The sequence below is a fragment of the Acinetobacter sp. SwsAc4 genome, from assembly GCF_013391535.1.
Classification (GTDB): Bacteria; Pseudomonadota; Gammaproteobacteria; order Pseudomonadales; family Moraxellaceae; genus Acinetobacter.
The window spans coordinates 76,080-99,068 of sequence record NZ_JACAXC010000007.1 but is presented as its reverse complement, the minus strand read 5'-3'; the positions used below and the strand labels follow the sequence as shown (position 1 = coordinate 99,068).

At 38.3% G+C, this 22,989-nt stretch carries 23 protein-coding genes, 2 tRNA genes and 1 other RNA gene; 8 read left to right on the top strand and 18 right to left on the bottom strand.

What is annotated here, in order from left to right; genetic code table 11:
- The 5 genes from HYG88_RS05900 to HYG88_RS05880 form a co-directional block, all read right to left on the bottom strand.
- The coding region (locus HYG88_RS05900; protein WP_228151811.1) for a GTP-binding protein at positions 1 to 232 on the bottom strand (232 nt) is incomplete at its 3' end.
- Positions 233 to 325: 93 nt separating this feature from the next.
- On the bottom strand, positions 326 to 2,464 hold the full coding sequence (fusA, locus tag HYG88_RS05895) for an elongation factor G (RefSeq protein ID WP_075696218.1): 2,139 nt from the start codon (positions 2,462 to 2,464) through the stop codon (positions 326 to 328).
- A 178-nt stretch (positions 2,465 to 2,642) separates the two neighbouring features.
- Positions 2,643 to 3,113 (bottom strand): 30S ribosomal protein S7, encoded by a 471-nt coding sequence (gene rpsG / locus HYG88_RS05890; RefSeq protein ID WP_004638185.1) that lies wholly within the window; start codon positions 3,111 to 3,113, stop codon positions 2,643 to 2,645.
- A gap of 160 nt (positions 3,114 to 3,273) precedes the next feature.
- Positions 3,274 to 3,648, bottom strand: coding sequence for a 30S ribosomal protein S12 (rpsL, locus tag HYG88_RS05885; protein ID WP_004638184.1), 375 nt, complete (start codon positions 3,646 to 3,648; stop codon positions 3,274 to 3,276).
- Positions 3,649 to 3,818: 170 nt separating this feature from the next.
- Entirely contained in the window at positions 3,819 to 5,168 is a 1,350-nt protein-coding gene (locus tag HYG88_RS05880; RefSeq protein ID WP_178882763.1) for an EcsC family protein, read from the bottom strand.
- 289 nt (positions 5,169 to 5,457) lie between these two features.
- On the opposite strand from HYG88_RS05880, the gene HYG88_RS05875 reads away from it, so the two are divergent.
- The 3 genes from HYG88_RS05875 to HYG88_RS05865 are packed head-to-tail and all read left to right on the top strand — an operon-like array spanning position 5,458 to position 7,743.
- The gene (locus tag HYG88_RS05875) at positions 5,458 to 6,687 is read left to right on the top strand and encodes a beta-ketoacyl synthase N-terminal-like domain-containing protein (RefSeq protein WP_178882762.1); all 1,230 of its coding nucleotides are present in this window, start codon (positions 5,458 to 5,460) and stop codon (positions 6,685 to 6,687) included.
- Positions 6,688 to 6,705: 18 nt separating this feature from the next.
- Positions 6,706 to 7,158, top strand: coding sequence for a protoporphyrinogen oxidase HemJ (hemJ, locus tag HYG88_RS05870; RefSeq protein WP_005158314.1), 453 nt, complete (start codon positions 6,706 to 6,708; stop codon positions 7,156 to 7,158).
- A 60-nt stretch (positions 7,159 to 7,218) separates the two neighbouring features.
- Positions 7,219 to 7,743 carry a hypothetical protein gene (locus HYG88_RS05865; protein ID WP_087544684.1) on the top strand — a complete coding sequence of 175 codons (525 nt, stop codon included), beginning with the start codon at positions 7,219 to 7,221 and terminating at the stop codon, positions 7,741 to 7,743.
- Between the two features lie 54 nt (positions 7,744 to 7,797).
- On the opposite strand, the gene HYG88_RS05860 is transcribed toward HYG88_RS05865, so the two are convergent.
- A complete protein-coding gene (locus HYG88_RS05860; RefSeq protein WP_178882761.1) occupies positions 7,798 to 7,962 on the bottom strand; it encodes a hypothetical protein in 165 nt (54 codons plus the stop codon).
- A 699-nt stretch (positions 7,963 to 8,661) separates the two neighbouring features.
- Here HYG88_RS05860 and HYG88_RS05855 point away from each other — a divergent pair.
- Both HYG88_RS05855 and HYG88_RS05850 read left to right on the top strand, forming a co-directional pair.
- Entirely contained in the window at positions 8,662 to 10,287 is a 1,626-nt protein-coding gene (locus tag HYG88_RS05855) for an NAD+ synthase (protein WP_178882760.1), read from the top strand.
- Positions 10,280 to 11,311: a hypothetical protein gene (locus HYG88_RS05850; RefSeq protein WP_178882759.1), complete on the top strand. Its 1,032-nt coding sequence runs from the start codon at positions 10,280 to 10,282 to the stop codon at positions 11,309 to 11,311. Before HYG88_RS05855 ends, HYG88_RS05850 begins: the two co-directional genes overlap by 8 nt.
- Positions 11,312 to 11,530: 219 nt before the next feature.
- Here the strand turns inward: HYG88_RS05850 and HYG88_RS05845 are convergent.
- From HYG88_RS05845 to coaD, 5 genes are all read right to left on the bottom strand, one after another.
- Positions 11,531 to 11,607, bottom strand: a tRNA-Met gene (locus tag HYG88_RS05845).
- A gap of 195 nt (positions 11,608 to 11,802) precedes the next feature.
- Positions 11,803 to 11,879: transfer RNA gene (locus HYG88_RS05840), tRNA-Met, on the bottom strand.
- 61 nt (positions 11,880 to 11,940) lie between these two features.
- Positions 11,941 to 12,296, bottom strand: an RNA gene (gene rnpB, locus HYG88_RS05835) — RNase P RNA component class A.
- A gap of 26 nt (positions 12,297 to 12,322) precedes the next feature.
- A complete protein-coding gene (locus HYG88_RS05830) occupies positions 12,323 to 12,586 on the bottom strand; it encodes a YfhL family 4Fe-4S dicluster ferredoxin (RefSeq protein WP_004663486.1) in 264 nt (87 codons plus the stop codon).
- Positions 12,587 to 13,078, bottom strand: a complete 492-nt coding sequence (gene coaD, locus HYG88_RS05825) for a pantetheine-phosphate adenylyltransferase (protein ID WP_004663488.1) — start codon at positions 13,076 to 13,078, stop codon at positions 12,587 to 12,589.
- A 128-nt stretch (positions 13,079 to 13,206) separates the two neighbouring features.
- On the opposite strand from coaD, the gene smpB reads away from it, so the two are divergent.
- Entirely contained in the window at positions 13,207 to 13,683 is a 477-nt protein-coding gene (gene smpB, locus HYG88_RS05820) for an SsrA-binding protein SmpB (RefSeq protein WP_004663490.1), read from the top strand.
- A gap of 51 nt (positions 13,684 to 13,734) precedes the next feature.
- On the opposite strand, the gene HYG88_RS05815 is transcribed toward smpB, so the two are convergent.
- The 7 genes from HYG88_RS05815 to rluD all read right to left on the bottom strand — a co-directional run bounded on the left by HYG88_RS05815 (position 13,735) and on the right by rluD (position 19,819).
- Complete coding sequence (locus HYG88_RS05815; RefSeq protein ID WP_178882758.1) at positions 13,735 to 14,415, bottom strand: hypothetical protein; 681 nt, start codon at positions 14,413 to 14,415, stop codon at positions 13,735 to 13,737.
- A 32-nt stretch (positions 14,416 to 14,447) separates the two neighbouring features.
- A complete protein-coding gene (locus HYG88_RS05810) occupies positions 14,448 to 15,215 on the bottom strand; it encodes a PD-(D/E)XK nuclease family protein (RefSeq protein ID WP_178882757.1) in 768 nt (255 codons plus the stop codon).
- Between the two features lie 93 nt (positions 15,216 to 15,308).
- A complete protein-coding gene (locus HYG88_RS05805; RefSeq protein WP_178882756.1) occupies positions 15,309 to 15,965 on the bottom strand; it encodes a hypothetical protein in 657 nt (218 codons plus the stop codon).
- On the bottom strand, positions 15,958 to 17,187 hold the full coding sequence (locus HYG88_RS05800; protein WP_178882755.1) for a YafY family protein: 1,230 nt from the start codon (positions 17,185 to 17,187) through the stop codon (positions 15,958 to 15,960). Before HYG88_RS05800 ends, HYG88_RS05805 begins: the two co-directional genes overlap by 8 nt.
- 106 nt (positions 17,188 to 17,293) lie before the next feature.
- Complete coding sequence (locus HYG88_RS05795) at positions 17,294 to 17,860, bottom strand: flavodoxin family protein (RefSeq protein WP_178882754.1); 567 nt, start codon at positions 17,858 to 17,860, stop codon at positions 17,294 to 17,296.
- An 82-nt stretch (positions 17,861 to 17,942) separates the two neighbouring features.
- Positions 17,943 to 18,683: a peptidoglycan editing factor PgeF gene (gene pgeF / locus HYG88_RS05790; protein WP_178882753.1), complete on the bottom strand. Its 741-nt coding sequence runs from the start codon at positions 18,681 to 18,683 to the stop codon at positions 17,943 to 17,945.
- 86 nt (positions 18,684 to 18,769) lie between these two features.
- Entirely contained in the window at positions 18,770 to 19,819 is a 1,050-nt protein-coding gene (gene rluD / locus HYG88_RS05785) for a 23S rRNA pseudouridine(1911/1915/1917) synthase RluD (RefSeq protein WP_087546968.1), read from the bottom strand.
- Between the two features lie 71 nt (positions 19,820 to 19,890).
- Between rluD and HYG88_RS05780 the strand changes: the two genes are divergently transcribed.
- A complete protein-coding gene (locus HYG88_RS05780) occupies positions 19,891 to 20,970 on the top strand; it encodes an outer membrane protein assembly factor BamD (RefSeq protein WP_178882752.1) in 1,080 nt (359 codons plus the stop codon).
- 129 nt (positions 20,971 to 21,099) lie between these two features.
- On the top strand, positions 21,100 to 22,986 hold the full coding sequence (locus tag HYG88_RS05775; protein ID WP_178882751.1) for a DNA primase: 1,887 nt from the start codon (positions 21,100 to 21,102) through the stop codon (positions 22,984 to 22,986).
- Positions 22,987 to 22,989 lie beyond the last annotated feature (3 nt).

Genomic DNA, 22,989 nt, shown 5'->3' with positions numbered 1-22,989 from the left:
CGTAGTGACGGATTGGAGAATCGTATTCTACGTGTGAAGTATTAATTGTAATACCACGTGCTTTTTCTTCAGGAGCTGAGTCGATTTGTGAGTAATCTTTCGCTTCACCGCCGTAAGTTTTTGCACAAATCGTTGCAATCGCAGCAGTTAAAGTTGTTTTACCATGGTCAACGTGACCAATTGTACCCACGTTTACGTGTGGTTTATTACGTTCAAACTTGGCTTTAGCCATGATGATCTTCCTTTATAAACTGCTCATGAGGGTCGCCCATGAGCACTTGGTTTTTTAACTAAATTTTAGTTGGGTAATATAGTAATCGAAAGATTACTCGTCGTCACCTTTTTTACCGCCAGCTTGGAACTTAGCGATGATACCTTCAGCCACGTTACGTGGAGTTTCAGCATATTTAGCAAATTCCATAGAGTATGTCGCACGACCTTGAGACATAGAACGCATTTGAGTCGCGTAACCGAACATCTCAGCCAATGGAACTTCTGCTTTAATTGCTTTAGTTCCACCAGGAAGATCGTCCATACCTTGAACCATACCACGACGACGGTTTAAGTCACCCATGATATCGCCCATGTAGTCTTCTGGAGTTTCTACTTCAACTTTCATGATAGGTTCAAGAAGAATTGGATCTGCTTTCATGAAACCATCACGGAACGCATAAGAACCAGCCATTTTGAACGACAATTCATCAGAGTCGACATCGTGGTAAGAACCGTCAAAAAGAACAGCTTTAACGCCTACAACTGGGTAACCAGCCAAGACACCATTCTTCATACGCTCTTGAATACCTTTATCAACTGCACCGAAGAACTCTTTTGGTACTACACCACCAACAACTTCTTCAGCGAATTCGTATTCTTTACCAGCAGCTTCAACATCAAGTGGCTCTAAACGAACATATACATGACCGAATTTACCTTTACCACCTGTTTGACGTACGAATTTACCTTCTTGCTCAATAGTTTTCTTAATCGTTTCACGATAAGCAACCATTGGTTTACCGATATTCGCTTCAACACCGAACTCACGTTTCATACGGTCAACGATGATGTCAAGGTGAAGCTCACCCATACCAGCAATAATTGTTTGACCAGATTCTTCGTCAGTACGTACACGGAACGATGGATCTTCTTTCGCCAAACGACCTAAAGCAATTGACATTTTTTCTTGGTCAGCTTTAGTCTTTGGTTCAACAGCCAATGAAATTACTGGCTCAGGGAATTCCATACGCTCAAGTGTAATGATGTTTTTCTCATCACATAATGTATCACCAGTTGTAACGTCTTTAAGACCTACACACGCTGCGATATCACCTGCACGGATTTCATCAAGATCTTGACGCTCATTCGCATGCATTTGCACGATACGACCGATACGTTCACGCTTAGACTTAACTGGGTTATATACTGGGTCACCTTGTTTAAGAACACCAGAATAAACACGTACGAAAGTTAAGTTACCAACGAATTTGTCGTTCATGATTTTGAACGCAAGCGCAGAGAACGGAGCTTCGTCAGATGCTTCACGAGATGCTTTAGTTTCAGCTTTATCGTCAAGGATACCTTCGATCGCTTTAACTTCTGTTGGCGATGGTAAGAATTCAATCACAGCATCCAACATACGTTGAACACCTTTGTTTTTGAACGCTGAACCACAAAGCATCACTTGGATTTCAGATGCTAATGTACGAGCACGTAAACCTGCAACGATGTCTTCTTTAGAAAGATCACCCTCTTCAAGGTACTTGTCCATTAACTCTTCAGAAGCTTCAGCAGCCGCTTCAACCATGTTAGTACGCCATTCGTTAGCAGTATCAACTAGGTCAGCAGGAATCTCACCATATTCAAACTTCATACCTTGAGATGGTTCATCCCAGATAATCGCTTTCATTTCGATAAGGTCTACAACACCTGCAAATGTATCTTCTGCACCGATTGGTACAACGATAGGCACAGGGTTACCGCCTAAACGAGTTTTAACTTGCTCTACAGCACGGAAGAAGTTTGCACCAGTACGGTCCATCTTGTTCACGAATGCTAAACGAGGCACTTTATATTTGTTAGCTTGACGCCATACAGTTTCAGACTGAGGTTGAACACCACCAACAGCACAGTAAACCATGCACGCACCGTCAAGAACACGCATAGAACGCTCAACTTCAATTGTGAAGTCAACGTGTCCCGGTGTATCAATTACGTTGATACGGTGTTGTTCGAATTGGTTGCCCATACCAGACCAGAAACAAGTCGTAGCAGCAGAAGTAATGGTAATACCACGCTCTTGCTCTTGTTCCATCCAGTCCATTGTTGCTGCACCGTCGTGTACTTCACCAATTTTGTGAGATACACCTGTGTAGAACAAGATACGTTCAGTTGTAGTTGTTTTACCTGCGTCAATGTGCGCAGAAATACCAATGTTACGGTAACGAGTAATCGGGGTTTGGCGAGCCATGATGTCTTACATTCCTAAATGTTATCTTTAAAACAGGACGCATCAATTAAATTGATGCGCACGAATATCCAAGCAGGCAACTTAAATACCCGCAAAGCTCCCACTTTGATAAAGAGCGATGTTGAATCGAGCTGCTGTACGCATGAATATTCTCCTGATTAGGGACTGTTTTATCCGTTTAGAAACGGTAATGAGAGAAGGCTTTGTTGGCTTCAGCCATACGATGCACGTCTTCACGTTTTTTGATCGCTGCACCTTTACCTTCAGCTGCATCAAGCAACTCACCAGCAAGACGTAAAGCCATCGTTTTTTCAGAACGCTTAGCAGCAGCATCTACTAACCAACGCATAGCTAAGGCAGTACGACGGGATGGGCGTACTTCCATAGGTACTTGATAAGTAGCACCACCAACACGGCGTGCTTTTACTTCAACCATAGGACGAACTTTTTCAAGAGTAGTCTCGAAAAATTCAACTGGGTCAACTTTATTTTTTTCTTGAACACGTTCTAAAGCACCGTAAACGATACCTTCAGCAACAGATTTTTTACCATCTTGCATTACGTGGTTCATGAATTTAGCGATTGTTTGGCTGCTAAATTTTGGATCTGGAAGGATCTCACGAGCAGCGACTACGCGACGTCTTGGCATTTTAATACACCTAATAATATGACACTTCAGGATAATCCAGCAGTTTGTACAAGTGTCATGTACGCTACGCTGGCCTTACTATACGTCGCTTGAATTACAAATCTATGAAGAATTCAAACAAGCGAAACGCTAAAGGGTTGTTTGGGCTGGTTGCCTAGAATTACTTCTTAGGACGTTTAGCACCGTATTTAGAACGTGACTGGTTACGATCTTTCACGCCAGCACAGTCTAAAGAACCACGAACGGTATGGTAACGTACACCTGGTAAGTCTTTAACACGACCACCACGGATTAGCACAACACTGTGCTCTTGTAAGTTATGACCTTCACCACCGATATAGCTTGATACTTCAAAACCAGAAGTTAAGCGAACACGGCAAACCTTACGCATTGCTGAGTTAGGTTTTTTAGGAGTAGTCGTATATACACGTGTACATACACCACGACGTTGTGGACAAGCCTTCAACGCAGGAACTTTTGATTTTTCAATCAAAGTTGTACGACCCTTACGGATCAACTGATTTGTTGTTGCCATTTGGCAATTCTCCCGTGATTAAACAACCTTAAAAAGAAAAACACCTCTTTTTAAGGGCACACAATTGTAAGCCAAGAAGTAAAAATGGTCAACAATGCAAGATAAAGCAACTGCTGACCATTTCTATAATTTTGTTGTTTTATTGATGTCTAAATCACACCAACAAATAATTAACTGTGTTTCGTTGATGTAGGTTCAATATCAATTGTTTTGGGTTCAGTAGATAGTTCAGCTTCATCAGAACTGAGTAATTCATTTGATTGCTCTTTCAAAGCAGGTTGCTGTTCAGTATGTTCGTGCTTGACCACATGCTCTGATGCAAGCTGTTGAATACCCTGCTCAACGTTTTCATTCGTCTGAATTTCTTTAGCAGCATGATCTTTAGATTGCACTGAAACATTGGTAATCACATCATTTTTGCTTTCATCAACACTACTTATTGCATTTGTCTTAGTCTCTGTTGCATTTAACAATCGTGAATTTGGCTTTCTCAATAATGCTTCCGCTTTGTAATAGGCTTCTAAGGGTGAAAGATTTTCATTCGGATATTCATTCAAATAAAAACGCGCTGCCCCGAAAACAGATTGTGCCTTGTGTCCAACATCTTCGAGTAAACGCCAACTATAAAAGCCACCTAAAGCAGCACCAGCAACTGGCGTTAATTTACCAATCACAGATGCTTGAGGGATATGATTTAACCACCCCCATTTAAACTGTCCTTCCTCATCAACTAACCATTTCTTTACAAGCTCAACATCGTTGCTCGACCCAAGCAACTGCTGAAACTGTTGTAAGTCATGGGTTTCTAACATCGACTTCAACGCTTTTAATGCAATCAATAATGTTTGTTTTTCAGCAATAATACCCAAATCAATTTCTTTAAAAATAAAGGCAACCACTTCTTGATCTGCCTCATCGGCCAAATCAAAGCCATGAGAGCGACCCGTTTGATAAATTGTTCTTAGTGCTAGAACAATCGAGGCAGGAATATCAACAGCTGCACCCCAAACTCCTGTAGCACCCGTGATAATGCCTTGCGCAGCTGCTAATAATTTATTTTGTTCAATTAATGCCTGACTTAAACGTTGAGAACGCCCCGTATCTTGAGTGAGTTCGGTAATATCCTTTACGCCTGCTTCTTCCAGAATCTTTTCTGTAAGTGAAGTATTCGAGCTAAATTCATTCAACCACTGAAAGAAATAATCAGAAACTTTTTCGCCCATGTCAGGTGAAATGAAAGAGGCAACATTATTTACTTTTGTGTAATGACGACCCAAAAGTTGATGGGACAATTTAGGTAACTGTTGACGTAACATATGTTGTGGGCTTTCGTATTGCTCAATCTCAAATGGGCTTTTAAAATGCGCCTTCCCTTCGATCACATTCGATGAATCTGTAGATCCAGTTGCTAATGTTTTAGGCGCAGTTTGAAGTTTTTGTATTTCTGAACTGAGCTTTTTAGCCACTCCAAAGGCTTGGGTAAATAAACCTGAAGATTGCTTGTTTTTAGATTTTGTCATCAAGTACCTCTGTTCTATAATCTTTGCATCTCTAGGTAAATACTAGGTTGAATGCAAATTTATCTCAACTTTTATCTGTGTTCTTTCATTACCTTTTGTCTCAACTACATTTATATTTACGAATATTTACACAACTAGAAATAGGCATAAAATTTGCCATAAGAAATAAAAAACCTTTCTGCTATGATGGTGTCATTCACTCATAAGCCATTTAAATCGTTATTTTCTCCTGATTTGTACTTATAGCGATATGCACAAGGCTTCGTATTACCATAAAAGGGATCTGTAAATGAAACGTGTTGTAATCACTGGTATGGGCATTAACTCATGTATCGGTAACTCTTTAGAAGATGTCACTCATTCTTTAAAAAATGGAATCTCAGGAACACGTTTTAATCCAACTTATGCCGAATTAAATTTTAAAAGTCATGTCAGCGCTGCTGCTGAACAGGATTTTGATGGTATTGATCGTAAAATCAAGCGTTTTATGGGTGTATGTGCAATGTATGCCTATAACGCAGCGATTGCAGCGGTAGAACATGCGGGTCTAAAACAAGAGGATCTAGCAAATAACCCTCGTTATGGTATTGCAGGTGGTAGCGGCGGTAACTCAACTGCTTCTGTTGCAGAGATGGTTAAACTATTAGAGGAAAAAGGCGCACGTAAAATTGGTCCTTTCTTTGTTCCTCGTAATATGAGTAATACCATTACTGCCAATGTCGGCGTTGCATTAAAACTACAAGGTATTGCTCACTCAATTACCAGTGCCTGTGCAACTTCTGCTGATGCAATTGGTTATGCTTACAACCTGATTCAATTAGGTAAACAAGATTTAATGCTTGCTGGTGGTGGTGAAGAAGATCACTGGTCTCAAAGCTTACTTTTTGATGCTATGGGTGCATTGTGTTCTAAATATAACGATACACCAGAAACAGCATCTCGTCCTTATTCAGCGGATCGTGATGGTTTTGTCATCGCTGGTGGTGGTGGTTTCGTTATTCTTGAATCACTTGAACATGCACAAGCACGTGGTGCGAACATCTTAGCTGAAGTTGTTGCTTATGCAGCGAACAGCGATGGTGCAGATATGGTTGCTCCATCTGGGGAAGGTGCGACACGTTGTATCCTCATGGCACTTGATGAAGCAAAACAGCACGGTGTAGAACAAATCGATTATGTCAATACTCACGGGACTTCAACACCTGCGGGTGACGTGACTGAGCTTAAAGCAATGGAGCGTGCATTTGGGGAAGGACAAGTTCCACCACTTAGTTCAACTAAATCAATGACGGGTCACAGCTTAGGTGCTGCAGGTGTTCAAGAAGCGATTTATTCTGTATTGATGATGCAAAATGACTTTATTGCTCCAAACATCAACGTGACTGAGCTTGATGAAGGCGCACAAGGTTTCGATATTGTACTTGAAAAACGTGATGCAAAACTGAATACTGTGATGAGTAACAGTTTTGGTTTTGGCGGCGTAAACGCTTGCCTTATTTTCAAGAAGTGGGATGCATAATCCTGCGTAGGATTATCGATGGATGCACCTTCTGATGCTTTTTTGTGGGTAAAAGCATTACATATTATTGCTGTGGTTTGCTGGTTCGCTGCATTGTTCTACTTACCACGTCTTTATGTTTATCATGCCATGAGCGAAGATACCGTTAGTCATCAACGCTTTGAAGTGATGGAACGCAAGTTGTATCGTGGAATTATGTGGCCATCGATGATTGCCACATTAATTACCGCCCACTTTCTCGTTGACTGGGGGGATGCGACCCGACATTATCATGAAGCCTTATGGTTCTATCTCAAAGTCGGTCTGGTTGGATTATTGGTGATTTACCACTTTGTCTGTGGTTATTACCGCAAAAAGCTAATTGGTAATGCGCACTATAAATCGCACAAGTTCTGGCGTTTTTTTAATGAAATGCCAACCTTGATCTTATTTGCCGTGGTCATCTTAGTGGTCGTAAAACCTCAGTTCTAACTGAGGTTTTTTTATTCTAAAATATTTTGATCACCCTCACTTTTCCTATCTATAGTTCAAATGATCAAATCATTTCAAACATATATACAAAGATTAAAGGCAGGCTTCATTGCAAACCTAATCCTTTATCTTAAAATGAATGAGTTTCAATATCGTGGATTGACGTCGGGCGAAATCGCCATGGCACGCCCCGTATTTGGCGACTTGATTAACTATGCAGAAGTTAAGATTTTCAATATCCCCTATCTCCCTTGGCAGCCTGTTAATATTTTTATGGCACCAAACGGCAATCTATTTGTACATAAACAACATTTTTATCAGGATTATTCAAATTGCTCATTAGACCTTCAGGCAATTTTTATTCATGAACTCGCCCACATCTTGCAATTTCAACAAAAAACCAATGTCATCTTAAAAGGAATGTTGTTACAGACAGGCTACTATCTTAGTTTTAAAAAGTATAATCCCTATCATTATCAATTTATTCAAACCAAGACTTTCACCAGTTACAACATTGAACAACAAGGTGATATTGCACGAGATATTTTTTTAAAGAAGATTCCAAATATTATTTTGAATCAATAAAAAGCCCTGTCGTTTATTTACAGGGCTTTTCAGCTTGAAACATCATTAGCAATTCTATGCTGCTGTGTTTTTAGTGCTCTCTGAGCTAAGTTCATGACTATCATCCATTTCAGTCGTAAAATCTACACGCATCGCATCTTTAACAATTGTACCGACACGTCCCACACCAATTGCCAATCCAAAAGCAATTACTGGATATAAGATTGTTGGAATCACCATAACTTATTACCTCTCATCAAAAGTTTAATTAATCAAACTTACTCTGACTCTTGTACTTGCTCTTGGAACATTAAAGTACCAATACGACCAACTACAACAGCTAAACCAAACGCAATTACTGGAAAAAATACAACTGACATTTCTATTTCCTCTTTTTATATGCGAAATGCATATTTTTACTGTTACATCTAGTGTACAGATGTTCACATTAATTAGGATAATAGCAGTGGACATTTGTACACTCAAGTGTAGCAAAAGGATTCCCGACGAACGGTCAAAAAAGATTCAATTCAATAAAATTATGTTTTTGATAGATTTAAATTTTACGAAAACTCTAATTTTTTGTATTTTTTTATCCCATTACCGAAATAAGCTAAAAGAGTGTTTCTATTCATGTCATTGAACTGTCATTTCGGTATGCGAAAGTGACACGAAAAAAAAGAATAAATGACAATGCTAAGTTTATTCATAGTCATGCACCATCACTACGCAACCATTTAAAAATGTTGCTCTTTAAGACAGAAAAACTTGTTATTTTTACGCAGAAAAATGTGCAATTAGTATATATTAGACACCTTGTCATTTTTCTTTAAGATATAGAATACTTGGCGCTATGATATACAACGTTCTTTAAAATTATACTTACACAAATCAAGAACTTGTATATCAGCACTTGTTAAGACTTAGGATTAGGTTTGAATGAAAAATTTTAAAATTGCCCTTGCTCAATTTTCTCCGCATATTGGCAATATTGACGCAAATACTCAAAAGATGGTTGAGCAAGCAAATTTAGCGAAACAACAACAGGCTGATCTGATCATCTTCCCTGAACTTTCTACGCTAGGTTACCCAGCTGAAGACTTATTACTTCGCCCAAATTTACAAAAACGCACTCAAAAAGCGTTCGCTCAATTAAGTGAAGTAAAAGATATCGTCATGGTATTCGGTTTCGTACATCAAACTGAAGATGGTCACCGTTACAACTCAGCCGCAGTGATTAAAGATGGGCAAGTTTTAGGAATATACAACAAACAGAACTTACCAAATTATGGCGTCTTTGACGAAAAACGTTATTTCCAAGATGGCCATCAACATCTCGTTTTTGAGTATTTAGGTCATAAGTTTGGTGTACTGATTTGTGAAGATGTTTGGTCACTGCATACCGTCAAACAACTTAGCCAACTGAATGTTGAAACTGTGCTTGTCTTAAATGCTTCTCCGTATGAAGTCGGTAAACCGCAGCATCGCATCCAAACATTAAATGAACTCGCAAAACAACTGAATCTGAATATTGTTTATGTCAATCAAGTGGGTGGACAAGACGATCTTATTTTTGATGGTTCAAGTTTTGTTAGTAATAAAAATGGCGAACTTGCATTACAAGCACCAAGTTTTCAAGAATCTGTTTATGTGACTGAATATGATGCAGAGCAAAAACGATTTAAAACTGCTAATGCCATCGCAACTTTAGATACTTTTGCTGAAATCTATCAAGCATTGGTTATGGCAACACGTGACTACGTACAACGCTCAGGATTCCCAGGTGTGATCTTGGGCTTATCGGGTGGAATCGATTCAGCCTTGACACTTGCTATTGCTGTTGATGCGATTGGTGCTGATAAAGTACAAGCCGTGATGATGCCTTATACTTATACCTCTCAAATGAGTGTAGAAGATGCAACAGAACAAGCACGTCGTATGGGTGTAACTTTCGGTATTGCAGAGATTCACCCAATCGTAAATAGCTTCATGCAGACCTTATTCCCGTTCTTTGGCAACACACCAGCGGATGCAACGGAAGAAAACTTACAAGCGCGTACCCGTGGTACGCTGCTCATGGGTTTATCAAATAAGTTTGGCAACCTTGTACTTTCAACAGGTAACAAGTCTGAAATTTCAGTCGGTTATTGCACACTGTATGGTGATATGGTCGGTGGCTTTTCTGTATTAAAAGATGTCTATAAAACCATCGTCTTCGAATTAGCAAAATACCGTAATACATTAAGTGAAACACCTGTGATCCCTGAGCGTGTCATTACTCGCCCACCTTCAGCAGAGCTGCGTCCTGATCAAACAGACCAAGACTCTTTACCTGCTTATGATGTACTTGATGCAATTCTGTACGCTTATATCGAAGAAGATCTTAGCCAAGCAGACATTATTGCAAAAGGCTACGAAGCTGAAGTGGTTGAAAAAGTAATACGCTTAGTTGATCGTAATGAATATAAGCGTCGTCAGGGTGCAATTGGCCCACGGATTAGTTCACGTGCTTTCAGTCGCGAACGACGCTACCCTATCGTCAATGGATGGACCGCGAATGACTGAAAAAATTGTTTCTGAAAAGTCACAATTACTTGCTCAAGCACTTATGCTTGAGCAAGTGGCATTTTATAAAAATCAACTTACTACACAGCTTTCTGCTGAGTTCTTTCAGCAGTTTATTCAGTTGTTTCTACAACATGCACCAAATATCAAACTGAAAGAAGTAATAGAGCTTGAACAAATCCAAGCCGTTGTTAAGCGTTATGCCTTTGAAATGCAGCTTGGTGCTGGACTATTAGAGTTTATTGGTGAAATTGCTCAACGCTTGCATGTTTTTTCTTTACAGTCTTCAGCACATTTAGAAGATGTTTTTTCAGATCGCCAATTTGAAATGTGGTTATCTAAATTTCTCGAATTAGAAAATATTCGACATTATTTAAACCACTTCTTGAAAGAAAGCCCTTCAACTCAGCAATTATGCCAATATATTGCAACCACAACTTTACAAAATAAATTACCAAAATTATTTTCACAATCTGACGAAGAACAAATTTCTGAAAGCAAATATCAGTGGCAGCAGAAACTAAAGACTTTTTCACATCGTCAACAACAACGCATTGAACAGAAAATCGAAGAAAGTATTGCTCGCTTTATCCAAGAACAACTTGCCGATTTAAGCTTACTTTCAAACGATGACTTAGAAAGTTTGGCGCGTAATATTTGGGAAGATAACAAAGCTAAACCTTTGTCTGAATACACCAAACAAGTCACACCTCTGGATGTTGAAGAATTCTTTGTCATGATTTATGAATACTGGAAAGAGCTACGCCAATCCTCCTATATTCAGGATCTCATCCTATACGGCGTAAAAGTTTTTTACGATTTTTATGAAGACGAAAACTTAGAGGATGTATTTGCTGCGATCGGAATTGAAGAGTCAGATCTTCAAAATGAAGCTGTACGTTTTTATCCTAAAGTCGTTGTAGCCTTAGATGAACATGGTGTATTAGAACCTATCATTACCATGATCATAAAACCTTTTTATGAAAGTCATCAAACTCTAGCGACAATTGAAAAGCATTTATAATTATTATTTTTCTGCTGAGATATATTGAGACCAAATCAATATATCTCTTTAATTTTCTAATTCAATCACATTGAAGCTAATCAACTGAAGCCATCAGAAAACCTGATTGCTATTCTTTTTTTATCTTGAATCTATAAATAATATTCAATTGATATCAGATCAGTTGAGTAGCCAATAAAAGCACATAAAAAAAACCACGCAGGAGCGTGGTCTATAAAATGGTGGCTATGACGAGACTTGAACTTGTGACCCCCGCATTATGAGTGCGGTGCTCTAACCAACTGAGCTACATAGCCATAAACTGTGTGCGCATTATCTAGTGTTCTATACAACAGGTCAAGTGTATGACATTGAAAACATGAAATATATGAACAGTTTTTGTGCTTTTAATTTTTATTTGATTACTTTTCAATAAATCTTCTCTCAAACAGAAAAAAATAATTCAAAAAGCTCAAATAAAAAAAGACCACGCAGGAGCGTGGTCTATAAAATGGTGGCTATGACGAGACTTGAACTTGTGACCCCCGCATTATGAGTGCGGTGCTCTAACCAACTGAGCTACATAGCCGAAAACTGTGGGCGCATTATCTTAACTTTCAATACACACGTCAAGCACAATTTCAAAAAATTTGAGAAGTGGGCCTATAAGCCGGGTTCTGTCGAGGACGATCATTCCTCTAGGCGTACAATCACTCATACGCTCAAGCGACCTACCCGAATCCAGCACGGGCCGTGCCTCAGGATTCCTATTTGGTCTTGCTTCTGGTGGGGTTTACCTTGCCGTGAACTGTTACCAGACACGCGGTGCGCTCTTACCGCACCCTTTCACCCTTACCTCACGAATGAGGCGGTCTACTCTCTGCTGCACTTGCCGTCGGCTTTTGCCGCCCAGGCGTTACCTGGCACCTTGCCCTATGAAGCCCGGACTTTCCTCCCCTGTTTCAGTCACGGAGACCTCCACAGCAGCGACCGTCCAGCCCACTTCGTGGCGCATCTTATCAAAGATCGAAGTTAATTGCTCGCATTTTTTTGTGCAGTTAATTTTTTATATTTTGCCATCAACTCATCTTGTGACTCGACATGCTGAGGATCAAGCGGAATACAATCAACTGGACAAAATAACTGACACTGTGGCTGATCATGATGCCCAATGCACTCTGTACAAAGTGCAGGGTTAATTTCATAAATCAATTCCCCCATATAAATGGCTTCATTGGGGCATACTGGTTCACAAACATCACAGTTAATGCATTCATCAGTAATATAAAGAGACATCTACCAACCTTGCTGATGTTTACGTTCAAATGCCTCAACAACAACAGCGGGCACAAACTTATTCACATCACCTTTCAATCGAGCAATTTCTCTTACTAATGTTGATGAAATAAATGAATATTGCTCTGATGGGGTTAAAAATACTGATTCGAAATGAGGATCAAGTTGGCGGTTCATATTTGCCAACTGAAATTCATATTCAAAATCTGAAATTGCTCTTAAACCACGCAGTACCGCTGTTGCACGTTGTTCTCGAAAGAAATTGACCAACAAACCATCAAAACCAACAAACTCTACATTAGACAAATGGCTTAATGAAGCTTTTGCTAATTCTACACGCTCTTCTAAACTAAACACTGGATTTTTATGATGACCAATTGCAATTGCAACCACCACTTCATCAAACATTTTTGATGCTCTTGCAACCAAATCAACGTGCCCGTTGGTAATTGGATCGAAAGTCCCCGGATAAATCACACGTGTTTTAGACATGCGTTGTACTCTAGTTAATGAGATAAGGTACATATTTTAACAAATTTAGCTCTAAACGCGAAATTGCTAAACGATGGAAAAAGATTGCGTTTTACGGCACAATATATGTAATTGTGGAAGTTTGAATTATGGCGCAAGCAACAGTAGTAAAAAAACATAATGGTGGCACGATTGCTCAAAATAAAAGAGCACGTCACGATTACTTTATCGAAGAAAAATTTGAAGCAGGCATGTCCCTCCAAGGTTGGGAGGTTAAGTCTTTACGTGCAGGTCGTATGACGCTGTCCGAAAGTTATGTCATTTTTAAAAATGGTGAAGCCTTCTTATTCGGTTCACAAATCCAGCCGTTATTATCGGCATCAACGCATGTGGTTCCTGAATCGACACGAACACGTAAGTTATTACTTTCTCGTCGCGAATTAGAAAAACTTTTGGGTGCCGTCAACCAAAAAGGCTATTCATGTGTACCTTTAGCATGCTATTGGAAAGGTCATTTGGTTAAACTAGAAATCGCACTTGTTAAAGGGAAGCAATTACACGACAAACGTGCAACTGAAAAAGATCGTGATTGGCAAAGAGATAAAGCGAGAATGTTGCATAAGTGATTTTCTAAAAAAAGAGCTTTGTATCAAACAAAGCCCTTTTTAAATAATAACTTATACAACTTCTTCTATTCCAATACGTCCAAATTTTGCAATTGCAGCTTGGACAATTTGATCAAAATATGGATGGGCTTGTTTAACTTTCTCCAATGCTTCTGTAATCGGTGTCAAAGCATCTTCTAAAGTATCGTTTTCATAATTTTTAATAACAGCTTGTTTATCTAAACTTGCAATCGGCAAATACCAATTTCCCTCTGGATTAAATTTAAAGCCAAGCTGTTCAAGTTGTGGATAATCCTGATTTATTTTAGCAACAAATTCTTTCCACTCTTTTGCAGACATTTTATTAATGTTATGTTTCCAAATTTCAAAATTAAAGACCATTCGATCAACATCATTTTCAAGAAAATCGGTTAAATAATAGTTATTCTCTTCGTCATTCGCGCTTTCATTCGATAATCGATAAAGTGCATATACATTTTTCCACTCCTGTGCACTTTGAGGATTCCTCGCTTCCCCTACTTTCCATTTAGGTGAAAAAAACCAAGTATCTGCTTCTTCGCAAAAATTATAACCAGCAATCATTTTTTCATCAAAACTCTCAACTGATTGTTTAATTACTGCATCCACAGCATTAAAAAACTTTTCACTTAACTCCCCCTCAAGTAAGTTTCTCATTTGTTCAATTAATTGAATATTCTCAATAATTAATTTTGCTGCATTAATATTGCTCATTGTTTTCTCCTAAATAAAGCAATTAAATTTATTTAAAATATTTTAATATGATCAGCAAATTGTTTTACTAACCACGCACTACGATTATTTATTTCACTCTTTTTTGTATATGTAGACAGAATTTTAGAAATTTCCATCCAAGACATGCCCTGTAGATTCTTATAAGCCTTATACTTTTCAGGTAATTTTCCATCTCTTGTTAAATAGACAATCAACCAATCCCGATTTTTGGCTTTAGCTTGGGCAATATCAATATAACGTTGTAATTGATCTTGACCCTCAGTTGCATTAATTTTGATTTCAATAAAAAGTAAAAACTCATCTGCATCAATTTCAATATCGACCCGACTTTCCTGATTGCCTAAAGGACAACATTCCTCTGTAGTAAAATAACGTTTAGGCTGATATTTTTCCAACAAAGGCAGTTCTTTTAACAGGTGCAATAAAATCGCATTGCCTTGTCCATGATCACCCCGACAATCTAAAAACCATTTCAATACCTTACTATGACGTACTTCATCATTTTTTAGACCTGCGGTTTGCCAAACATTCACTGCCAATCCTTGCTGTTGTGCTGCAAGAATTGGAGCTTGTACTTCATCTGACTGATATTGGGCAAAAAAACGAGCGAGTTGCCTATCATTGATAAATACCTTACGCCAGTCTTTAAAAAACTGTCCAAGATTTTCCTCAAAAGAAAGTTGTTCTTGAACAACATCCTGTTGCTGCTGTTCTATCCTTTTCCAATCATTAAAGAAGTTTGCTAATTGATTAGAAAATTCTGGTATAGCCAACTCCATATTTTTACCTCCCCATCACTTTTATTCAGGTATTTCGATTTCAGTCACTAAAAGTCTACCATTTTCAGTTGATTAATTTATACATTCACTGATTTAACCTGCGATAGCATACAAAACAAAGATTTCTTCTAGAAAAATATCACCACAATCTTTAACTTCGTACAGAATATCACCCCAATGTCTATCAACTAATTTTTCCCCAACAATGCTCATTACTTCATTCATCTTTTCAAACTTTAAAGACTTTAAATTCATATGAATAATAAATGAAGTATTATATTGAAAATGATCAAATTCCATTTCATCCAAAATTTTCGCACTAAAAGTAATATAATCAATTTTTAAATACTGACCTTGTTTAAAAGATAATATTTTCTTTACATCCTGTATATCTATACTATAATCTCGATCAAATATAAATGAGATCAGACTAATCAATATTTCTTCAATCGAAATCTGATGTGATTCATTTTCCGTATATCTATAAACAATAGCATTATATAAATGAGCATTTAAGGGCATCATAATTTTTTCTGGCACAACAATGATCAAAAAGTTAAAATGATCTGCATTAATTTCTGCTAAAATATCCCGATTTTCTGTCACAATAATTGTGACTGTATCTTTAGACTGAGTTGGTAATACATCAATCGATGAAGAGGTAATACGCAAATTTCTATAATACAATCTGGTATGATCTAAACAGATCATTTTGTCAGCATCAGCATAGATAGAGATATCTTCACTCATGATCTAGCTCAACTGAATCCTGATTTATATCCCCGATTTCAGCATCCGATTCATCATCAAAAAATGAATCAAGATCACTTTCTTCTTTTTCATCATCTCGATATTCTGCTAAATCATCATAGTCCACGTCATAATAATTGCGTGCAGCCAAGACATGTACTTTAACTTTTTCAAATAACTCTTGTGGTTCAATCACTTGTATGGAATGTGATTTTTCAACTAACCAATTTAAAACACTGGTTGTAATAATAATTTTTGCCTCAAGGATAAAATAATCTTCATCCTGATCAATAATATCCTGATATTCATCAATTGGATAAGATTCCAATTCATCTCTCAGATAATTTTCACAACGCAGCTTGATTGAAAGTTCTTCCCTCTCAAAATGAGCATTTTCATATTCTTTTTCTTCAACCAAATCATCTAAATCAAATGAATCAACATCCACACTAATACGCTGTTTAGAAAATTTGATATTATCAAAACGCTGCATATTAAATGTACGCAACTCACTATATTGATCAACAATCTTACTTGCCATAAGATATTGCTTATTTCCATATTGGATAATACCATGTGGTTTAAGCGTATATTCTGTTTGCTCAAATGAACCTTCTTTTCGATATAAACATTTGACCCATTGTTCATTATTTAATAAGGCAGTATAAATATTTTTAACTTTTTCCATATGAAAATCATCAACATTCGTATTATGGTAACCTGTGGGTACAAAACGAATCCTTTCTTGCCAATCTTGTAATTGAGTATTTTTTTCTAATTGTTTGGTAGCAGATTCAAAATAACCTTTAACATTATTATAAATCGTTTCAGGTAAGTATTGATGTAAGTAACTATTTGCCATAACAAGCACTAGAGCCAATTCAGCATCCATTTCTTCGATTGCAGCATCTTCACTTAGATAATATTCACTCGGTTGATTGCCCTTTTTAGGAATACAATATACTGTCCCTGTCACTAAAATACTTTTAAGCTTATCCAAGTCCCGTTTAATGGCTTTACGCATGGATTGATCATCAATTTCATCGTTATACCAAGACCGTACTTTTAGCTGTAATTGATCCATTGGACAAGGTTGTTTAGGTAGACGTGGTAACTGATAATATAAATTCAATACTCTATTCAATTTATTGATTTCAATGTTTTGATGATACTGACGACGATTTAAATTTCTTGGAAAACCTTTTGGTTTTGTCATTTTCATGGCTTATTCCGACTTTAACTCCTGCTGTTAAAGTCATCATAGCAGCCTTGCCAGACATATAATGTCCGATAGAAAAATTTTTATTATTTATTTTAAGATATTGATTTTAATTATTTTTAATCTTTAGTTCAGCCAAATATTTGCCAAACTTGCGTGCAGTTTCTAAATCCCCTTCGGGCGGTGTAATTTCAACGCTAGCGTTATCGGACTGCGTCATTAAACCCAGAAAACTCGACATTCGGTTGATATCCAATGGACTTCTTCCTGTTGGCATAAATGGCAAACCAGCCCATAACATGCCATGTTGCATCGCAAATAAATTAATTTGCTGTAATACCGCCAATTTGTCTCCGCTGAGACCACCACCGTTAGTAAAACCAGCAGCCAATTTCCCCTGCCATGTACGTGCCAACCAACGTTTAGAGGAGTCCTCCATAAACTGTTTCAATGCTGATGTAAGACTCCCCATATAGGTTGGACAACCCATCACGATCACATCGGCCTGATCCAATAAATCCCATTGCGGTGCAGCCACAGAAAGTAGATGCACTTCGGCTCCCGCTTGTTCAGCGCCTTGTGCGATATATTGCGCAACCTTAGCTGTGTGCCCATAAGGACTATGGTAAATCACACAAACTTTGATTTGGGGAGTAATTTGCTCAATAACAGACATGGAGAATTTAAAAACCAATGAATTGAATCAAGTTTAACATTTTTAACGAATACAAGGCGAATCAATAGTGCAAAGGATAGATTTATTGCATAAATACAAATGTTGCCATTCGTCCAGTTTTTGCATCACGACGATAGGAGAAATAATCCTCTGCTTGCTGATAAGAACACTGATCACCACCCAATACTGTTTCCACACCTAAACGGTTTAAGATAAAGCGTGCAATCGCATAGAGATCCGCCTGATATTTACCTTCAGCCTGACCTGCCATAAAAGCACTTTCCAGTTCAGGATATTTTTCGCAGAAAGCCTTTCTTACTTCCACCCCGACCTCAAAACAAGGCTGGCTAATGGCAGCACCCAGCCACGCCCAAGTTGGCTGAGATTTCATTTTCGTCACGGTATTTTCGACAATTCCATTAGCCAAACCACGCCAACCTGCGTGTAGATTGGCGACTTCTGTACCTTCGTTATTACCCAAAACAATAGGCAAACAATCAGCAGTCATCATCATTAAAGCATGACCTGTGCGCTGTGTGACTAAGCCATCACCTTCAAGCGCAATAAATGGAATTTGCTCGTTAATTGTATGACAAATGCTGCTATGCGTTTGTGTCATCCACGTGATTTTATCTACACCAAATGCAGACAACTCATTCAACAAGAGCATTCGATGTTGCTGAACACGTTGTGCATCATCATTCACGTGCAAAGCCAGATTAAATCCTGATAGATTTTCATTTTGAGTTGCAATCGTTTGAGGATGCTGAATACCTGTTTGCCCAACATATACCCCTTTGGGCAAACCTTGTACAAATTCCATAAAATCCGTCCTCTTACCAGAATATATGCCTTAGCTTTTGAACGGGAGAAGCTGAACACATCTCCCCTTATTTAAAGAGAATTTTTTTAATACGCTTCATTCTCTTGGCGAAGTACTTCAACCAATTGAGTGAAATCCTCTGGCCATGGGGCTTCAAACATCATTTCTTCGCCAGTACGTGGATGCACTAAACCTAATTTTGCTGCATGTAACGCTTGACGTTTAAAACTGCGTAGCATGTCAATTAAGACTTCTGATGCGCCAGCAGGGAAACGTACACGATTGACATAAACAGGATCACCTACCAAACCATGTCCAAGATAACTAAAATGCACACGAATTTGATGGGTACGTCCTGTTTCAAGTTGCGCCTGAATACGCGTGAAGTCGCGGAAACGCTCTTTCACATTGTAATGTGTTACTGCATCACGCCCACCCGGTAAGATCGCCATTTTGACACGATCGACTGGGTGACGTTTAATTGGCTCATCAATCGTGCCACCCGCAATAATATTTCCATATGCAACTAAATCATAAACACGATAAACGGTTTTTTTCGCAAGTTGTTTACTGAGAGAAAACTGGGCTTCCAATGTTTTTGCAACAACCAATAGACCGCTGGTATCTTTATCAATACGATGTACTAAACCTGCACGTGAAAGCTCAGCTAGTTTCGGTGCATGATAAAGCAAGGCATTAACCAAAGTACCTGTAGGATTGCCAGCACCAGGATGAACCACCATCCCAACCTCTTTATTAATCACAATAATATCGTCGTCTTCATAGACAATATTGAGGGGAATATTTTCAGGTTGACTCGAGGTTTGGGCTTCTAACTCAACATTCAGCGTAAGCAATTCATTGCCTTCGCAACGATATTTAGGTTTTACAATGTTACCATTTACCAACAGATGCCCATCTTTCATCCATTGCTTGAGCTTTTCACGAGAGAACTCGCTCCAAACCAATGCAGCAACCTGATCAATACGCTGACCTAGATACTCTTCATCGAGTTGAATTTGCAACGATAAACGTGTTGCAGTTGTATCAGAATTATGATTATCTGCATCGACAGAATCTTCAAGTAAGAAATCTGTCTCAGAAAGGTTTGAATTGGAAGATTGTGTTGAAGTCATTTTGATGATCGATACAAAAATGGTTTAATAGCACCATTGTAGCTTATTGTCCCAAAAGCAGAGGAATTTTTATGTCGCTACCCCATTATAAAATTACCATATTGGCTTTATCTTTAGGCGTAGCGTCTGTATTTGTTGGTTGTAGCAGTAATCCAAGCAAAAAAGAAGTGGTTGATAAAGGCCCACAGTCAAGTGAACAAGTCTATTTTGAAAAAGCACAAAAATCACTTGAACGTAATCAATATACTGATGCAGTTAAATCACTTGAAGCGATAGATACGTATTATCCAACTGGACAATACACTCAACAAGCACAACTTGAACTCCTCTACGCCAAATTTAAACAAAAAGATTATGAAGGTACGATTGCACTGGCAGATCGTTTCATTCGTTTAAATCCACAACATCCAAATGTTGATTATGCCTACTATGTTCGGGGTGTAGCCAATATGGAAATGAATTACGACAGTTTGATTCGTTATACCTCATTACAACAATCACATCGTGATATGAGCTACGTTAAAGTCGCTTATCAAAACTTTGTAGATTTGATTCGTCGTTTCCCAAGTAGCCAATACTCAGTAGATGCTGCACAACGTATGAAATTTATCGGTCAAGAATTGGCTGAAAGTGAAATGAATGCGGCACGTTTCAATGTTCAACGTAAAGCATGGTTGGCTGCTGCTGAACGCGCACAATGGGTCATTGAACACTACCCTCAAACACCACAAACACCTGAAGCACTTGCAATATTAGCTTATAGCTACCAAAAATTAGGCGATCAAGCCACGTCTAAGCAATATATTGATCTCTTAAAACTAAACTATCCAAATTTAGTTAAGGCAAATGGTGAAGTAAATCTTCGTGCTGCTCGTAAAGAAGGTAGTTGGGTCAATCGTGCCACATTAGGCTTGCTTGGTCGTGAATCTAAAACGGTACAAGTAAAAGAACAAACCAATGGTGAAACTGAGCAACGCAGCTTAACAAATCGTTTGAGCCTTGGTTTATTAGATAAACCGACAACCGAAGAAATCGATTCTGCTCCTATTGAAGAACCAACTGATAAACCAAGTTGGATGAACCGTTTAAGCTTCGGGCTATTAGATAAGCCTGAGACCAAAGAAACTTCGGGGGCTGATGCTGCAAATTAATTTGCACTCATCAAAACCATAAAACAGGCAAGTCTACCCTTGCCTGTTTTTCATTTTATGCAACAATAAATTCTGACACACTGACTTCAATGAAGATGTTATCTCTCAGTCCAAAATGGTTAAATGTACATGGCAATTCCACAACATACGATTGATCAAATCTTAGATCGAACTGATATCGTCGATTTAATCGGTCAACGTGTGAAGTTAAAAAAGACTGGGCGTACTTACTCGGGCTGTTGTCCATTCCATCAGGAAAAATCTCCATCATTCCATGTATATAGAGATAAGCAGTATTATCATTGCTTTGGGTGTCAAGCGAATGGAAATGCGATTCGCTTCCTCATGGACATTGATAGTCGGAACTTTGTCGATGTGATGAAAGACTTGTCTAATCAGACAGGCATCGAATTACCGAAAGATAATCACGACAATAAAAAACTTTCTTATAAACGTAGTCCTCAACAAATTGCAGCGGCTCAACCAACAAATACGTCAGTCGCTGAAAATCCAGCACCTATTTCTGTAGCAGATGAATTTATCGATGGGCATTTTGTCGATATAGATCGCGTTATGGATGATCCTTTTGCTCAATTTGATCCATCCTTTTATATGGATGAACAAGTTCAAGAAGGTAATCTCTATGACTTATTGGAAAACGTTGCTCAGTTTTATGAACGCCAACTCCCAATGAGTCAAAAAGCACAAAATTATTTCAAACAGCGTGGCTTATCGGCACAAACGATTCAATTTTGGCGTTTGGGTTATGCACCAGAGGATTGGCAACATTTAGAAAAAACCTTCCCACAAGATATTGAAGGTTTGAAACAGTTGGGTTTGATTCGTTCTAGTGATAGCGGTCGAGATTTTGATTTATTACGTGAGCGGGTAATTTTTCCGATCCGCGATCATAAAGGCCGCGTGGTTGGTTTTGGTGGTCGTGCGCTCAATGATGAAATTAAACCTAAATATATTAACTCACCAGATTCAGAGGTCTTCCACAAGAATCAATTGCTTTATGGTTTGTATGAAGGTCGTAAACTCAAAGCCAACGATTGGTTAATGGTCGAAGGCTATATGGACGTGATTGCATTGCAGCAATATGGTATCAATGGTGCTGTCGCAACACTGGGAACAGCCAGTAATGCGGATCATTTAACTACCCTATTTAAACAAAATTCTCGTATTACCATTGCCTTTGATGGGGATGCTGCTGGACAAAAAGCAGCACGACGCACCTTAGAAATTGCGCTCCCCTTACTCAATGATGGTCGTGAATTAAAATTCTTTGTGCTTCCGAATGAACATGATCCAGACTCATTAATTCGTCGTGAAGGCTTAGAAAACTTCCAAAAATTATTACAACAGGCGCCACTTTTATCTGACTTTGTGTTTGCTCATTTAACAGGACAGCATGACGTTAGCACGCCTGAAGGTAAAAGTTTAGTCATGGGAGAACTACGTGAATTAACAGAGTTATTACCTAAGCATGGCTCATTCCGTTATCTGCTGAGTCAATCTTTCCGTGAGAAACTCGGTCTAGGCAAACGTTTTACCCCTCAAATCAGCCACGATGCCTCTTTATCTTTTAATATTCAAACCAAAGATGAAGATTTTGCAATCGCAATTTTAATGCATCACCCATTTCTCTATATTCATTTTGAAGAATTACTGGCAGTGATTGACCAAACTGAGCTGCTGGCTAAAGTTTTAGCAGTGCTCAACATTATCTTTGATGATTTACCGGATGATCAGGAATTAGCAACCTATTACGTACTCGGTGCATGTAGTCGTTATAGTCATGAGATTGCCGATGTTATGCAGAGAACTAATATTGAGTCATTAACTCAAGCACCTGAGATTGCTGATAAATTAGCTAAGGACTTTTCATTAAATCTACAAGAAAAATATTTAAAATTAAAACTGAGATCACCTATCTCACTCATCGAATCACGCAATTTACGTCAACAATTAAATGAGTTAACAAAACAGATTAGCTTGAAGTTATTGTCCTAAGCT

What these genes read in the sequence shown, in the direction of transcription:
- fusA (WP_075696218.1), bottom strand. Translation starts at nt 2,464, where the DNA reads ATGGCTCGCCAAACCCCGATTACTCGTTACCGTAACATTGGTATTTCT.
- rpsG (WP_004638185.1), bottom strand. Translation starts at nt 3,113, where the DNA reads ATGCCAAGACGTCGCGTAGTCGCTGCTCGTGAGATCCTTCCAGATCCA.
- rpsL (WP_004638184.1), bottom strand. Translation starts at nt 3,648, where the DNA reads ATGGCAACAACAAATCAGTTGATCCGTAAGGGTCGTACAACTTTGATT.
- HYG88_RS05880 (WP_178882763.1), bottom strand. Translation starts at nt 5,168, where the DNA reads ATGACAAAATCTAAAAACAAGCAATCTTCAGGTTTATTTACCCAAGCC.
- HYG88_RS05875 (WP_178882762.1), top strand. Translation starts at nt 5,458, where the DNA reads ATGAAACGTGTTGTAATCACTGGTATGGGCATTAACTCATGTATCGGT.
- hemJ (WP_005158314.1), top strand. Translation starts at nt 6,706, where the DNA reads ATGGATGCACCTTCTGATGCTTTTTTGTGGGTAAAAGCATTACATATT.
- HYG88_RS05865 (WP_087544684.1), top strand. Translation starts at nt 7,219, where the DNA reads ATGATCAAATCATTTCAAACATATATACAAAGATTAAAGGCAGGCTTC.
- HYG88_RS05860 (WP_178882761.1), bottom strand. Translation starts at nt 7,962, where the DNA reads ATGGTGATTCCAACAATCTTATATCCAGTAATTGCTTTTGGATTGGCA.
- HYG88_RS05855 (WP_178882760.1), top strand. Translation starts at nt 8,662, where the DNA reads ATGAAAAATTTTAAAATTGCCCTTGCTCAATTTTCTCCGCATATTGGC.
- HYG88_RS05850 (WP_178882759.1), top strand. Translation starts at nt 10,280, where the DNA reads ATGACTGAAAAAATTGTTTCTGAAAAGTCACAATTACTTGCTCAAGCA.
- HYG88_RS05830 (WP_004663486.1), bottom strand. Translation starts at nt 12,586, where the DNA reads ATGTCTCTTTATATTACTGATGAATGCATTAACTGTGATGTTTGTGAA.
- coaD (WP_004663488.1), bottom strand. Translation starts at nt 13,078, where the DNA reads ATGTCTAAAACACGTGTGATTTATCCGGGGACTTTCGATCCAATTACC.
- smpB (WP_004663490.1), top strand. Translation starts at nt 13,207, where the DNA reads ATGGCGCAAGCAACAGTAGTAAAAAAACATAATGGTGGCACGATTGCT.
- HYG88_RS05815 (WP_178882758.1), bottom strand. Translation starts at nt 14,415, where the DNA reads ATGAGCAATATTAATGCAGCAAAATTAATTATTGAGAATATTCAATTA.
- HYG88_RS05810 (WP_178882757.1), bottom strand. Translation starts at nt 15,215, where the DNA reads ATGGAGTTGGCTATACCAGAATTTTCTAATCAATTAGCAAACTTCTTT.
- HYG88_RS05805 (WP_178882756.1), bottom strand. Translation starts at nt 15,965, where the DNA reads ATGAGTGAAGATATCTCTATCTATGCTGATGCTGACAAAATGATCTGT.
- HYG88_RS05800 (WP_178882755.1), bottom strand. Translation starts at nt 17,187, where the DNA reads ATGAAAATGACAAAACCAAAAGGTTTTCCAAGAAATTTAAATCGTCGT.
- HYG88_RS05795 (WP_178882754.1), bottom strand. Translation starts at nt 17,860, where the DNA reads ATGTCTGTTATTGAGCAAATTACTCCCCAAATCAAAGTTTGTGTGATT.
- pgeF (WP_178882753.1), bottom strand. Translation starts at nt 18,683, where the DNA reads ATGGAATTTGTACAAGGTTTGCCCAAAGGGGTATATGTTGGGCAAACA.
- rluD (WP_087546968.1), bottom strand. Translation starts at nt 19,819, where the DNA reads ATGACTTCAACACAATCTTCCAATTCAAACCTTTCTGAGACAGATTTC.
- HYG88_RS05780 (WP_178882752.1), top strand. Translation starts at nt 19,891, where the DNA reads ATGTCGCTACCCCATTATAAAATTACCATATTGGCTTTATCTTTAGGC.
- HYG88_RS05775 (WP_178882751.1), top strand. Translation starts at nt 21,100, where the DNA reads ATGGCAATTCCACAACATACGATTGATCAAATCTTAGATCGAACTGAT.